Annotated in this window: 7 protein-coding genes; 4 read left to right on the top strand and 3 right to left on the bottom strand. The window is 63.3% G+C overall.

Annotated features, from left to right (window positions below; all coding sequences use genetic code 11):
- Both HY836_RS12020 and metG read right to left on the bottom strand, forming a co-directional pair.
- Positions 1-1,782 carry a SulP family inorganic anion transporter gene (locus HY836_RS12020; RefSeq protein ID WP_290676391.1) on the bottom strand — a complete coding sequence of 594 codons (1,782 nt, stop codon included), beginning with the start codon at positions 1,780-1,782 and terminating at the stop codon, positions 1-3.
- A 110-nt stretch (positions 1,783-1,892) separates the two neighbouring features.
- Complete coding sequence (gene metG, locus HY836_RS12015) at positions 1,893-4,031, bottom strand: methionine--tRNA ligase (protein ID WP_290676390.1); 2,139 nt, start codon at positions 4,029-4,031, stop codon at positions 1,893-1,895.
- A gap of 240 nt (positions 4,032-4,271) precedes the next feature.
- Here metG and apbC point away from each other — a divergent pair, with 240 nt between their 5' ends.
- From apbC to HY836_RS12000, 3 genes are all read left to right on the top strand, one after another.
- The gene (gene apbC, locus HY836_RS12010; protein WP_290676389.1) at positions 4,272-5,402 is read left to right on the top strand and encodes an iron-sulfur cluster carrier protein ApbC; all 1,131 of its coding nucleotides are present in this window, start codon (positions 4,272-4,274) and stop codon (positions 5,400-5,402) included.
- A gap of 13 nt (positions 5,403-5,415) precedes the next feature.
- Positions 5,416-8,040, top strand: a complete 2,625-nt coding sequence (locus tag HY836_RS12005; protein ID WP_290676388.1) for a PAS domain S-box protein — start codon at positions 5,416-5,418, stop codon at positions 8,038-8,040.
- An 85-nt stretch (positions 8,041-8,125) separates the two neighbouring features.
- A complete protein-coding gene (locus tag HY836_RS12000; RefSeq protein WP_290676387.1) occupies positions 8,126-8,824 on the top strand; it encodes a response regulator in 699 nt (232 codons plus the stop codon).
- Here the strand turns inward: HY836_RS12000 and HY836_RS11995 are convergent.
- Positions 8,816-9,910 carry an ATP-binding protein gene (locus HY836_RS11995; protein ID WP_290676386.1) on the bottom strand — a complete coding sequence of 365 codons (1,095 nt, stop codon included), beginning with the start codon at positions 9,908-9,910 and terminating at the stop codon, positions 8,816-8,818. The genes HY836_RS12000 and HY836_RS11995 overlap by 9 nt on opposite strands.
- Positions 9,911-10,448: 538 nt before the next feature.
- On the opposite strand from HY836_RS11995, the gene HY836_RS11990 reads away from it, so the two are divergent.
- Complete coding sequence (locus HY836_RS11990; RefSeq protein ID WP_290676412.1) at positions 10,449-14,564, top strand: response regulator; 4,116 nt, start codon at positions 10,449-10,451, stop codon at positions 14,562-14,564.
- Positions 14,565-14,567 lie beyond the last annotated feature (3 nt).

Below are 14,567 nucleotides of genomic sequence, written 5' to 3'. Positions count from 1 at the left end.
TCAGGTGAAGACCGATGCCGTGACCTCACAAAGCGCACGGGCCCTCGTCAGCGCGGCTGGCAGGTCCGGCAGTAAGTTGCGTTCGCCAAACAACTTTTCCTGACCGCTGCGGCGGATCAGGCTCAAGGGCTGATCGTTGACTTCGCACAGCAAAAGCGCCACATCCCGCCGCTCCAGCGTGCGTCGCAACTGCACCAGCGCATCCAGGCCTGAGGTGTCGATCGAGATCAGACGCTGCATCTCCAGCACGACCACCCTTGTGTCAGGCGGCAGTTGATCGGGCAACTCCTCCACCTTGCCCACCGCGCCGAAAAACAGCGAGCCATACAGCCGCAGCACCTGCACGCCGGCCGGCGCTTCCACGGCGGGCGCGCCCTGGGGTTCCATGCGAAACAAGGTGCTCATACGGTAGATGAAGAACACGCAAGCCATCACCAGCCCCACCTCTACCGCCACAGTCAGGTCGACCACCACAGTGAGCACGAAGGTGCCCACCAGGATCGTGCGGTAGGTGTAGTTGTACTGGCGCAGCTTGAAGAACTCGTGCCACTCGCCCATGTTCCAGGCAATGAACAACAGGATGCCCGCCAGCACAGCCAGCGGCACATGAGAGGCCAGCGGCGCGGCTACCAGCACCACCAGCAACAGCGCCAGGGCGTGCACCATACCTGCCACCGGGCTGCTGGCCCCGGCCCGCACATTCGTGACCGTGCGCGCAATGGTGCCGGTGGCCGGGATGCCGCCAAAGAAAGGCGTCACCATGTTGGCAATGCCCTGGGCCATCAACTCCTGATTGGGATCATGCCGACGGAAGTCCGTCATGTTGTCGGCCACGCGGGCGCACAACAGCGACTCGATCGCGCCCAGCAAGGCGATCGTGAAGGTCGGCATGAAGAGATGCCGGATGCCTTCCCACGAAAACTCGGGCCAGACGAAACCTGGCAGGCTTTGCGGAATGCCACCGAACTTGCTGCCTATGGTGGCCACAGGCAATTCGAGCAGCGCCGTGATCGCACCCATGCTGATCAGCACCATCATCGGACCAGGCATGCGGGCCGCCACCCGAAAACCTCTCGTGCTGTGCAGCGCCAAGGGCACGATGCCTGTGGGCGAGAACAGGCGCGGCCAGAAGAACAAGCCGGCCACGGTCGTCAGACCCAGCCCCAGCGCATAAGGATTGAACTGCTCGCGGCACGTCCACAAGGTACGAAGTTGCCCGACAAAATCGGCCGGCATGCTGACCGGGTTCAGCCCCAGCAAATCCTTGACCTGCGACAGCGCGATCAGCACGGCGATGCCATTGGTGAAGCCGATCACGATGCTCACCGGGATGTAGCGCACCAGCACACCCAGTCGGAACAGCCCCATCGCGAACAGGATGCCGCCTGCCAGCACGGTGGAGATCAGCAGATTGGCCAGCCCGTAGCGTTCGACAATCCCGTAGACGATGACGATGAAGGCACCTGCCGGGCCACCGATCTGGACCTGGGAGCCGCCTAAAGCCGAGATCAGAAAGCCCGCGATGATGGCCGTGAACAAGCCAGCTTCAGGCTTGACGCCCGAGGCGATGGCAAAGGCCATGGCCAGAGGCAAGGCCACGATGCCCACGGTGAGGCCGGCCCCCATGTCGCGCCAGAAGCGTTCGCGGTCATAGTCATGCAGCGAATCAAGGATGCGCGGCCTGAACGGCGCCAGGTTGAGCTTGGCCAGCCAGCGAGGCTGGTGCCAGGTTCGGCCTTGCTGGGCGCTGGGTCGATCGTCGGCTTCGGGGGTGGGCAACATGATGGCCCATTGCACAGCAAGGCTTGGGCCAGGTCAATTGGAAAAAGCAGGGCATGCGTGGCGCAATCGCCGGTATCCGGCAGGCATGCGCCAACACACCGCACCTCAGGTCAGCGGATCCGCATCCCAGGTTGCGCACCCGCCACCGGCTCCAGCACGTAGATGCCAGGCGTGCCCTTCTCATCGGCATGAGAAGCCGCCAGCACCATGCCTTCGCTCACGCCGAACTTCATCTTGCGCGGCGCCAGATTGGCCACCATGACGGTGTGCTTGCCGATCAGGTCTTCAGGCTTGTAAGCCTCCTTGATGCCGCTGAACACATTGCGCGTGCGGCCCTCGCCCACGTCCAGCGTGAGGCGCAGCAGCTTGGTGCTGCCTTCCACATGCTCGGCATTCACGATTTTGGCGATGCGCAGGTCCACCTTGACGAAGTCGTCGATGGTGATGGTGGGGGCGATCGCCTCGCCGCCGGGCCGCCCCAAGGCGGAGGCGTCCCCCTCGGGGGGCATGGGGGCATCAGCCTTGTCTCCGCCTGGCTTGGGTGCTTCCACAACTGGTGCAGGAGGCGGCTCGAACAGCGCTTCCAGCATCTTCGGATCCACACGCTGCATCAGGTGCTTGTATTCGCCAATCACGTGGGCGCCCAGCAGCTTGCCCGCATCGCCAAAGGTCATCGGCTCGATCTTCAGGAAGGCTTCCACATTGGCCGCCAGGGCGGGCAACACAGGCTTGAGGTACAGGCTCAACAGGCGGAACGTCTCGATGCACACAGTGCAGACTTCCTGCAGACGGGCATCCTGCCCTTCCTGCTTGGCCAGCTCCCAAGGCTTGTTGGCATCCACGTATTCATTGACACGGTCGGCCAGCAGCATGATCTCGCGCAGCACCTTGCCCATGTCGCGCTGCTCATACAGCTCGACGATGGCGGGCTGGCCTGCCTGCAGGGCCTTGAGCAAGGTCTGGCCGTCGTCACCGATGGCGGCGGTCAGCTGGCCGGCAAAGCGCTTGGCGATGAAACCGGCCGCACGGCTGGCGATGTTGATGTACTTGCCGATCAGGTCGCTGTTGACCCGGGCCATGAAGTCGTCCTTGTTGAAGTCGACGTCTTCCACGCGGGCGTTGAGCTTGGCGGCGATGTAGTAGCGCAGCCACTCGGCGTTCATGCCCAGGCTCAGGTACTTGAGCGGGTCCAGGCCGGTGCCACGGCTCTTGCTCATCTTCTCGCCGTTGTTCACGGTCATGAAGCCGTGCACATTGATCTGGTTGGGCAGCTTGCGGCCGCTGAACTGCAGCATCGCGGGCCAGAACAGGGTGTGGAAGTAGGTGATGTCCTTGCCAATGAAGTGCACCTGCTCGACGGCCGGGTCGGCGATGAACTGCTCGAAGCTTCGGGTTTCGCCATAGCGGGCCTTAGGGCCACCGGCTTCGAAATAGCTCTTGAGCGAGGCCAGATAGCCCACGGGCGCGTCCAGCCACACATAGAAGTACTTGCCCGGCGCATCGGGGATCTCGATGCCGAAATAAGGCGCATCACGGCTGATGTCCCAGTCACCCAGGCCACCCTTGCCGTCTTCGTCCTTGGTGAACCATTCCTTGATCTTGTTGGCCACTTCGGATTGCAGCTTGCCGTCCTGCGTCCAGTTCTCCAGGAAGTTGAAGCAACGCGGATCGGACAGCTTGAAGAAGTAGTGGTCGCTGGTCTTGAGCACCGGCGTGGCACCGCTCAAGGCCGAGTAAGGGTTCTTGACTTCGGTGGGCGAGTAGACGGCGCCACACACCTCGCAAGAATCGCCGTATTGGTCCTTGGCGCCACACTTTGGGCATTCACCCTTGATGAAGCGGTCCGGCAGGAACATGCTCTTTTCAGGATCGAAGAACTGCTCGATGGGGCGCACTTCGATCAGGCCCTGATCGCGCAGGGCACGGTAGATGTCCTGTGCCAGCGCGTGGTTCTCCGGGCTGTCCGTGGAAGACCAATGATCAAAACTGATGTGGAAACCGTCCAGATAGGGCTTGCGACCAGCGGCGATGTCGGCCACGAACTGCTGGGGCGTCTTGCCGGCCTTTTCGGCGGCGATCATGATGGGTGCGCCGTGCGCGTCGTCTGCCCCCACGAAGTGCACCTGATGGCCCTGCATGCGCTGAAACCGCACCCAGATATCGGCCTGGATGTACTCCATGATGTGGCCAATGTGGAAATGGCCATTGGCATAGGGCAGCGCGGTGGTGACAAAAAGCTGGCGTGGCATGGTGATGTTCTGGTGGGACGGTCCGATCATGGGGCATCGGACGTTTCAGGGGAATCTCAGATTTTAGGCTGCCTGCCATGCCACACTGCAAGCCCCCGTGCACTAGACTGCCCGGTTTGACCGTTCTTTGACCACTCGTTGACCGTTTTCCGCTTCCTCTTCACCGTGTTCCGGTCCCTTTTCAAGCTCCCTGCCAATCCCCGCTCACAGCCAGGTTCACCTGCTCAGTTGTTGTCCAGCATGACCGCCGCCCTGTCCCCCATCGAGTCCGCCGCCCAAACCGCCCTGGCCACCGTGGCCGATCCCTTGACCGGCCAGGATTGGGTCTCCACGCGCCACCTCAAAGCGCTCAAGGTGCAGGATGGCCGCGCCGTGGTCGATATCGCACTGGGCTACCCGGCCACCTCGCAATGGCCGGCCTACACCGAACTGGTCAAGGCCGCGCTGAGCCAGATCGATGGCATTCGGGACGTGCAGGTCAACTGGTCCACCCAGATCCAGACACATGCAGCGTCGCGTGGCCAGGCGCTGCTGCCGGGTGTGAAGAACGTGGTCGCCGTGGCCTCCGGCAAGGGCGGCGTGGGCAAAAGCACCACCGCCGTCAACCTGGCGCTGGCCCTGGCCGCCGAAGGCGCTCGCGTCGGCATGCTGGACGCCGACATCTACGGCCCCAGCCAGCCCTTGATGATGGGCATCAGCGGCAAGCCGCCCAGCCCGGACGGCAAGACCATCACGCCGCCTGTCAACTTCGGCATGCAGATGATGTCAATGGGCTTGCTGGTCGAAAACCAGGCGGCCACCATCTGGCGCGGCCCCATGGCCAGCCAGGCCTTTGATCAACTGCTGCGTCTGTCCAACTGGGGCCAGTCTGCGGATGAAGGCGGCCAGCCCCTGGACTATCTCATCGTCGACATGCCCCCCGGCACCGGCGACATCCACCTGAGCATCAGCCAGCGCTCGCCGCTGACCGCCGCCGTGATCGTCACGACACCCCAGGACATCGCCCTGCTGGACGCCCGCAAGGGCCTGCAGATGTTCGAGAAGGTCAGCGTGCCGGTACTGGGCATCGTCGAGAACATGGCCGTGTTCTGCTGCCCGAACTGCGGCCACGAAGAACACATCTTCGGCCAGGACGGCGGCAAGCGCATGGCGGCCGACTTCAACGTACCCCTGCTAGGCTCCATGCCCCTGGATCTCAAGATCCGCCAGCAAGCCGACAGCGGCCAGCCCACCCTGGTGGCCGAGCCCGACAGCAAAGTGGCCGGCCTCTATAAAGAGATGGCGCGCAAACTGGCGGCCGGCCTGTCGAAGCTGCCCAAGGATTACTCTGCCAAAATGCCTGGCGTGAGCGTTGTGCAACCCAAGGCCTGACACCTGAACCAACATGGCAGCCCCATCGCCCTTGCATGTAGAGGACGCCTGGTTCGATCTGGTGCCGCTGGCGCTGATCGAGTTCAACGAACATGGCCGCGTGCTGCGGGCCAACTCGGCCTTGAGCGCCTTGCTGGGCTACGCCATCCCGCCGGGCAGCGCCTTGTCGGACACACCCCAGGCCTTGCAAAGGCTGTGCGGCTGGGATTCCCCGCTGACCCTGCTGGCCCTCGGGCCTGAAGACGGCCCCATTCAGAACCAGGTGACGCAACCGCGCCAGGCCTCCACGCCTGTACACCTGCGCAGCCAGATCTGGACACAGGCCCAACCGAATCAGGATGCGCCGCGTCGATTCCTGTGCGCCATCAAGGACTCCGCGCCCACCACGGCTGCCCCCGCAGCGCCCGTGGCGATCAGCTCCATCACCTCGGATGCCGATGCCGCGCCGTTGCCCGATCAGGCCCAGTTGCTGCACGAACTCAGCACGATTCTGGAAAGCACGCCGGCCGGCATCGCCTATTTCCGCGACAACGTGCTGCTGCGCTGCAACCGCCGTTTCGAGCGCATGCTGGGCCTCACACCCGGCTCGATGGCGGGTCAGGGCCTGGAAATCCTGCTTGGCGCCGACCCGCGCATCGACCGCGTCGTCACGGAAACCGCCACCGAGCTGATGAAGTCCGAACAGTTCGAAAGCGAACTGGAAATCGTCATTCCTGGCAACACGACGCGCTGGTACACCTTGTCGGTGCGCCGCATCGGTCTGTCGAACAACCCGCTGGAAGTGATCGCGGTGCTGTCCGACATCAGCCGCATCCGCTCGCAGCAGGCCCAACTCGAATCGCTGGGCCGCGACCGCGATCTGATGTTCACGCTATCCGGTGTGGGCATCGCCTTCGTCAAGGAAGGCCTGATCCAGAGTGCCAACCCGGCCCTCTCGCACCTCATCGGCGAAGACGCAGCCAACCTCACCGGCCGCCCCCTGATCAGCGTGTACGCGCTGGACGTGGACAACGCCACCGACCCGGACATCACCGGCATGTTGCGCAGCCTGGGCCACTGGCAAGGCGAGCGGCCCCTGCGCAGCAAGAAAGGCCGCGTGCTCTGGGCCGATGTGTCGCTGCGCCTGGTCGACCCGCAGCGCCCCGAGGAAGGCTTCATCGCCTCCTTCGTCAATGTGGACGACCGTCATCGTGCCGAGCAGCGCCTCACCCTCCAGGCCGACCGCACCCGCGCGATCCTCGACTCCGTGTTCGTGGGCATCGTCACGCTCGACGAGCATGGCATCGCCTGGATGAACCGCTCGGCACGCCGCATGTTCGCCGGCGATCTGGCCGACTTCGTGGGCCAGCCACTGGCCACGGTGGCCACACCCGACTTGGATCACCCCTTCCGCCTGACCGACTACCTCGACGACCTGCTGGACGGCCAATCGCACACCTTCGAGTGCCAGGTGGTGGGCCGAGACGGTCGCATGTTCTGGGTCGTGGGCAACGCGGTGGTCACGCTGGGTGAAGGCAACCGCCGCCACATCACCTACGCCCTGCTCGACATCGACCGCCGCCGCCAGGCCGAGGCCCAATCTGCCGAAGCCCAGGCCCGCCTGCAACGCATCATCGAGATGGCGCCCATGGCCATCCACCTGATCGACGCCAGACAGCTCACCCTGGTGCAGGCCAACCAGGCCGCGTCCAGCTACATGAACATCGAGCCCGCCAAGGCCGTGGGCAAACCGCCCGAAGCCTTGTACGACGCCGACCGCGCCCGCTTGCTGCGCGCCGACATGCAACAGGCGCTCGACAGCGGCCAGGGCGTTCATCGCGAATACAGCCGCCCGCACAAAGGTGGCCAGCAGTTCTGGGACGTCAACTACCTGCCCTTGGCACGCGATGGTGAAGTGGCTGATCAGTTGCTGGTGGTCGCCTCCGACATCACCGAGCAGCGCGCGGCCGAACAGGCTCGCCTGGATGCCGCCATTGCCCAGCGCGAAATGCTGGTCAAGGAAGTGCACCACCGCATCAAGAACAACCTGCAGGGCGTGGCGGGGCTGCTGCAGCAGATCGCCATGCGCAAGCCGGAAGTCGCACCCGCCATCTCGGAAGTGGTCGGCCAGGTTCAGGCCATTGCCCAGGTTTACGGACTTCAGGTTGGCGCAGGCGGCCCCCTGCGACTCAAGTCGGTGGTTGAAGCGATTGCTGCTTCGGTTCAACGCACATTTGGTCGCACCATCACCCTCAATATGGAGGGCACACATGCCGGCGACTGGCAGTTGCCGGAGGCCGAATCCATCCCGATTGCGCTTTGCCTCAACGAACTGTTGACAAATGCCCACAAACACGGGCCTGGCACCTCGACCCTGACTTGCACCCTGCAATCAAGCGATCAAGGCGTCTCCATTCGCATTCGCAGCCCGGGCCAGTTACCGCCGGGATTCAATGTTGATCGCGTTCCTGGCGGGGTTTCAGGCCTGGGGTTGGTGCGGGCCTTGCTGCCCAGGCGCAGTGCCAAACTGGCTTTGCAACAGGAAGGAACAGACGTGTTGACTCAGGTGGATCTGACACCGCCGGGTATCAATTTGATACCACCCCCCCATGTATTGGGTGAGCCTACTGGTCAGCAGATCGCTCTTTGGCCACAATAGCCGCTCGCACTAAAAATGAGCACTGGGTGAGAGGTGCAGGCCACAAGCAGGTCTTACACAAGCTGGGCAGGTACCCTAAAAGGACATGGGCGTGAATCAAAAAGGCAAGATTCTGGTAGTGGACGACGACAGGCTGGTATTGGCCACGTTGACCCATGGCCTGGCCCAGGCAGGCTACGAAGTCATTGACGCCGACAACGGCGACGATGCCATCTTGCTGGCCCGCCAGCACAAGCCCGAACTGGCATTGCTCGATATCCGAATGGAAGGCAAGTCCGGTTTTGACGTGGCGGCCTATCTGCGCGAGTACCTCCAGATCCCCTTCATGTTCCTGTCGGCCTTTGCCGACGAAGCCACCATCAAGCAGGTGAAGGAACTGGGTGCGCTGACCTATCTGGTCAAGCCCCTGGACATCCAGCAGATCGTGCCTGCTGTCGAGGCGGCTTTTGCCAATCGGGCCAAGGCTCGCTCGCTGGCGGAGCAACCGGAAACGGCTGCCACCACCGCAGAGCCCCTACCCGCCGCACCAAGCGCCACGGAAACACCGCCACCAACCTCTGGTCAGGTAGAACTCGCTCCTCGGCCAACCCCGGCGCCCGCAGACCCGCTGATCCAGACCATCGCGCTGGCTGTCGGCATCGTGATGCACCGCAACTCGCTGGACCGCAAGGGTGCGATCGAGAAGCTGTCCCAACAGGCTCAGCAGGAAGGCCGCAGCCTGGAAGCTCAATGCGAGCGCCTGCTCGGCGCACAGGAAGTACTGGCCAGCCTGGGCTCAGCTTGAACGTGCGGCGCGCTGTTGCGCCTCAACCGTGTCCATCAAGGTGAAATAGAAGCAGGCGCCCTCGCCTTGTTTGGCCTCGGCCCAGATCCGTCCACCATGGCGACGCACGATGTTCTGCACGCCAGCCAACCCGACACCCGTTCCCGGAAACTCCTTGGCGCTGTGCAAGCGCTGGAACATGCCAAAGAGCTTGTCAGCGTGTTGCATGTCAAAACCTGCGCCGTTGTCACGCACGAAGAACACGGCAGGATTGGTCGCAGGCATGACCCCGACCTCCACGCGCGGCGCGGCCACCTTGCCGCTGTACTTGAGCGCATTGCTGATCAGGTTTTCCATCACGCGGTGCACCAGTTCCGGATCAGCGTCGATCGACAGGCCCTCCGCCACCACCAACTGTATGGGCGGGCGACCATGGGCTGATGCCGCACATTGCTCGGCACCGATCTCATGCGCCATGGCCGACAAATCGATCGCCACCCGCTGCAGGGGCTCAGCAGCCAATTGCGCCTGCGCCAGGATGGCGTCGATCATGCCGTTCATGCGTGCAGCGGCGGTCAGCACCCGCTCCAGGTGGTCATTGCCCAGCTTGTCAATGGCCGCACCGTAGTCTTCCTTGACGATGCGTGTGAACCCCTCGACCACGCGCAAGGGTGCGCGCAAGTCATGCGACAAGGCATATCGCAGGACCTCCTGCTCAGCCTCCCTCATCTGGGCATGCTGAGCCACCACCTCGGCCTCGACCTTGGACAAGGCCCTGGATACCGCTGCAGCGTCCTGACCGGTCGCAACTGGCGGCACAAACTGCAAGACCCCACGGAAGCCACGAAACTGCCCACTGACATCCCAAAGCGGCTCGCCCGACACCACGCTGCGCCATCCCTCACCGTCCGCGTGCAACCCTCTGAGGCCACCAGGCATGGGCAAATTCAGCGAGTTTCCCCAGGCCACTTTCTGATCCAGGCAATAAGCCAGACGCCCCAAATCGTCTTGCTCGCCACCTTGCGCTGACCACAAGGCCAGCAAAGCTGGCGATTCACCTACATATTCGGACAAATCCGACCAGTTGATGGAAATGCCTTGAGGCAAGTTGCCGCCTTGATTGAACAACTGCAAATGCCCGCTTGCATCGGTCTCCCAATACCAGCCAGCGATCCAGTTTTGCCAGGCATGACTTTCATTTGAGGCTCGCGAATTGACGCATGCGTCATCAAATTGACGCAAAACTGCCACCGCGTCGCTTTGAAACCACACCGCCCCCGCAATGCTCCAAGCCACCACGGCCAAGGCAAAAGCCCAGATCGGTGCACCGATGAGTGCCAACAGGCACACGGCGCCCACGCCACCCAGCGCCCAACGCCAAAACCAGGCCTTCGAATGCCGAAAACCGGAATCAAGCGGGGAGGAAGAATCTACGTCGCTGCGCATCCAAACCATTGTAAGGAGGCCTGCAAGGGGTTTCTTCTGCTGGTTGAAGTTTCCACGTAGCCTGTAAAGTTCGTGAAATATCTGACGAAGGTCACAGTATGCCCGTGTATTTTCTAGCGGCAACTGAGTGACTTTCCCAAGGAATTTCCAGGCAATGCCTCAAAAGCCGTATTCAAAGCGTAATCCGTGGACCGTGACGATGCTCCTTCTGGCCACGGCAGCCATTGCTGCCGCGACCTGGAACTGGGGCCTCAGCGGCCTGGGGTTGACGTTGACCGTGCTGGCCTCCACCGGCATTGGCGTGCTGGCGCGCAGGCCATTGCGCCCGGCCGGTGATCAACCCAGCAGCACGCAAGCGCCACAAGCCACCCAATTGCCTCAGGATACGGAGGCGGTTGCCACGATCCCCGTTCCCGCAGCTGCCACGCACGATGCTTTGGCCGACGCCGAGCGTCAACTCCAACTCAGCCAGAAGATCGCCGAGGCCGCGCACGGTGCGCCCAATCTGGCCCAGGCCTTGCGCAGAGTGGGCGAAGCCCTGCACGAGCACCTGGGCAGCCAGTCGTGGATCTGCCTGCGTGTGGAAGGCTGGAACGGCGAATCGGCGCTGTTGCGTCCCTGGACAGATACCGGCGCAGACGGCAACGACATGATCGACGTGTCGACGATTGCCGCCACGCACCGGGACGAGCGCCCCCTGGGTGAGGCGCTGAGCAAGCTGTCCCCGCAGATGTCGGATCTGCCTCCCGGCCCGGCTACCCATTACCCCTGGCGGCACACCGGCACACGCCGCGTGGTGGCCCTGCCCGTGTCCATCGAAGGCTGGCCACTGGCCTTGTTGGAGTTTGATGACCCCAAGGCCAACCGCACCGATTGCCAGGCCGTGCTCGAAATCGCTGCCATTCAGTTGGGTTTTGTGGCCCAGCGCGACGCCAACCTGGCCCACATGGCCACCAACGCCGAGCACCTGAGCCGACTCACGCTCGTGGCATCACGCATCAGCAGTGGCGTGGCCATCACAAACCGCAATGGCACCATCGAGTGGATCAACAGCGCTTTTGTGGCGCTGACCGGCTGGCCGGAAGACCGTGTCATTGGCCGCCGCCTGACCGACTTGCTGGCTCAGGAGGTCAGCGATGGCAACACGGTCGTGGAACTGGAAGACCACCTGTCGCGCGGCGTCCCGTTCCGCCTGTCCTACGAGGCTGGACGCCAAGGCACACAAAGCATCACCCGCTACTGGGGCGAAATCGACGCCATCCAGATGCTGGATGAGACGGGTGGCCGCAGTCAGTACGTCTGCCTGTTCAACGACATCACCAAGCGCAAGTCGCAAGAGCACATCCGCGATCAGGAGCGCGAGTTCCTGGAAGCCCTGTTGGGCAACCTGCCCGTCAGCCTGTTCGTGCTGGACCCGGTCAACCTGAACGTGGTGGCCATCAACCGCTACACCGAGATCGAGTTCAACCTGCAGCGCGACCGCGTCGTAGGCCGATCGATCGAACACGCGCTGGGCAAGTCCGTGCTGGGCATGACCAACCCGTACATGCAGCAGGCCATCGAGACCGGCCAGACCGTCGAGCACGACTTCACCTGGCTGGGCGAAGACGGCACACGCGTGGTCAACGCCCGGCACTTCGCGCTGCGTCACAGCAATGGCCGCCCTCGCCTGCTGATCTCGCTGGTGCGAGACATCACATCCTCCAGGCAGGCTCAGGCCGATCTGGAGGAATCTGAGCGCCGCTTCCGCGAGCTGGTCGAGTCCATGGACGACTCGGTCTATGTGGCCACGCAAGCCCGCGAGCACTACCTCTACCTCAGCCCCCGCACCCAGGACTTGCTGGGCATGAACGCCGAGGACATGCGCGCCAACCCCAACCGGGTGCGCGACATGATCGTGCCGGAAGACCGCCATCTGTTTGCCGCGCAGGAAGAACACGAAAAAGCCAACGAGGCCAGCGATGCGCTGCTGCGCCTGGACGTGCCCGGCAAGGGCCTGCGCTGGATCCGCCACCGCACCCGTGCCCGCCTGCTGCCAGACGGCCAGTCCCGCATCTACGGTCTGGTCTCCGACGTGACGGACGACCACAACCAGGCCCTGGAGTTGCAACGCGCCCGCGACCTGGCCGAAGCCGCCAGCCAGGCCAAGAGCCAGTTCATGGCCAATATGAGCCATGAGATCCGCACGCCCATGAACGGCATTCTGGGCATGACGGAGCTGCTGCTGGGCACGCCGCTCAACGACAAGCAGCGCCGCTTTGCCCAGGCCGTGTACCGCTCGGGCGAGAGCCTGCTGGAAATCATCAACGACATCCTGGACTTCGCCAAGATCGAAGCCGGCAAGCTCGAACTGGCCACCTGCGATTTCGTGCTGCGCACCCTGGTGGAGGACACCCTGGAGCTGATGGCACCACGCGCCCACGAGAAGGGCCTGGAGCTGAGCTTCCGCGAGCAACCCGGGCTGCCTGCCGTCATCCACGGCGACCCGCTGCGCCTGCGTCAGATCCTGACCAACCTCGTGGCCAATGCGATCAAGTTCACCGAACACGGTGAGGTCGTGGTGGACATCCGCCGCGGCATTGGTGGGGTGATGAGCGGGGCATCTGGTGGCGTCGACCTGGCCGAAGGCGCCTCTGCCATCGAGCTGGAATTCATGGTGCGCGACACCGGCATCGGTATCCCTTCGGATGTCATCCCCCGCCTGTTCAGTGCCTTCGTGCAGGCCAACGGCGGCATGGCCCGTCGCTATGGCGGCACCGGCCTGGGTCTGGCCATCTCCAAGCAACTGGTCGAACTCATGGGCGGCCAGATCGAGGCACACAGTGCACCTGGCGTGGGCTCGGAGTTCGTTTTCCGCGTCCCGGTTCGGGTGGGCGACACCCAGGTCGACATGGCCATGCTGGAAGAGCCCGAGATGCCTTCATTCAACGTGCTGGTCGTGGACGACAACGACACCAACCGCACGGTGATCGAAAACATGCTGAGCGCCTGGGGCATGAAGGTGACGCAAGCCAACAATGGCCGCGAAGCCCTCGACATCCTCATGGCCCACCGCACCCAGGACGCTGAGTTCGAGCTCGCCCTGGTCGACATGAACATGCCTGAGCTGGACGGCCTGGGACTGGCCGAAGCCCTGCGCACCAGCGGCCGCTACCCCAACCTCAAGATGATCCTGCTGTCGTCGGTGTCCTCACCGGACGACGTGCGCCGCGCCCAAGAAGCCGGCTTCCAGCGCTTTGTGGCCAAGCCCCTGCGCAAGGCCGAATTGCGTCAGGCCATTCTGGGCATCTCGGCCGAACTGGGCAGCGATGTGCAGCATGAGGCCATCCGCATCAGCAAGAGCGTGCTGGTGGTGGAAGACAACTCCGTCAACCAGGAAGTCTGCAGCCAGATGCTGCGCAGACTGGGATGCGACGTGAAGGTCGCCAGTTCGGCCCTGGAGGGGTTGCGCAAACTGGGTGAATTCAACTTCGATCTGGTCCTCATGGACATCCAGATGCCGGGCATGGATGGCGTGGAAGCCCTCACCTGGTTCCGCCGTGGCTCCACCTCTCGCTTCAAGTTCCAGACGCCACCGAGCACACCCGTGATCGCCGTCACGGCCAACGCGCTGGAGGGCGACGAGGAACGCTTCCTGGATCTGGGCTTTGACGACTACCTGTCCAAACCCTTCCGCCAAAGCCAGTTGCAGAAGATCCTGATCGAGCACACCCACCCTGAAGGCCTGCATGGTGAAGACCTCACACACGAGCCCGGTGATGACGAACCCGCGACCGTGCCCATGGCCCTGCGTGAGTTGCCCGATGACGTGGGCGCGACCACCGTCCCGGCGGCGCTGACACCGGCGCCAGCGGCCCAGGCCACAAGCGACTCATCGTCCAGCACCGCAGATTCCCTTGCACCCGAACCACACAGTGTTGCATCCGCGCCCGCCCCGCTGCTGACCGATACGCCCTCGGCCAACGACGAGATTTTTGACGCTGAAGCCCTGCGTCGCCTGCGTGAGCTCGATCCACGCGGCGACAACCGCCTGCTCGAACGTGTGGCCAAGGCCTTTGAAACATCGGTAGGACGCCTGTTGCCTCAACTCGACGAAGCGTTCAAGATGAACGATAGCGCGGCCATCATGCATGTTGCGCATACACTGAAGTCGTCCTCGGCCAGCATCGGCGCACTCAAGTTGTCACAAATGTGTGCCGAAATTGAAACCATGATCCGGCGCCAGACAGGAGAAGACTTGAGCTCACGCATCCACGAGGTACCCATTGAGGCTGACCGCGTGCTCCATGGCCTGCGCCAGTTGCTGGAGGCCTGAGCC

This window comes from Aquabacterium sp., assembly GCF_016234775.1.
GTDB lineage: Bacteria > Pseudomonadota > Gammaproteobacteria > Burkholderiales > Burkholderiaceae_C > Aquabacterium.
This window is presented reverse-complemented; position numbering and strand designations above follow the sequence as displayed.

Excerpts from the sequence above, each read along its gene's own strand:
- HY836_RS12020 (WP_290676391.1), bottom strand. The coding sequence starts at position 1,782 with ATGTTGCCCACCCCCGAAGCCGACGATCGACCCAGCGCCCAGCAAGGC.
- metG (WP_290676390.1), bottom strand. The coding sequence starts at position 4,031 with ATGCCACGCCAGCTTTTTGTCACCACCGCGCTGCCCTATGCCAATGGC.
- apbC (WP_290676389.1), top strand. The coding sequence starts at position 4,272 with ATGACCGCCGCCCTGTCCCCCATCGAGTCCGCCGCCCAAACCGCCCTG.
- HY836_RS12005 (WP_290676388.1), top strand. The coding sequence starts at position 5,416 with ATGGCAGCCCCATCGCCCTTGCATGTAGAGGACGCCTGGTTCGATCTG.
- HY836_RS12000 (WP_290676387.1), top strand. The coding sequence starts at position 8,126 with ATGGGCGTGAATCAAAAAGGCAAGATTCTGGTAGTGGACGACGACAGG.
- HY836_RS11990 (WP_290676412.1), top strand. The coding sequence starts at position 10,449 with ATGCTCCTTCTGGCCACGGCAGCCATTGCTGCCGCGACCTGGAACTGG.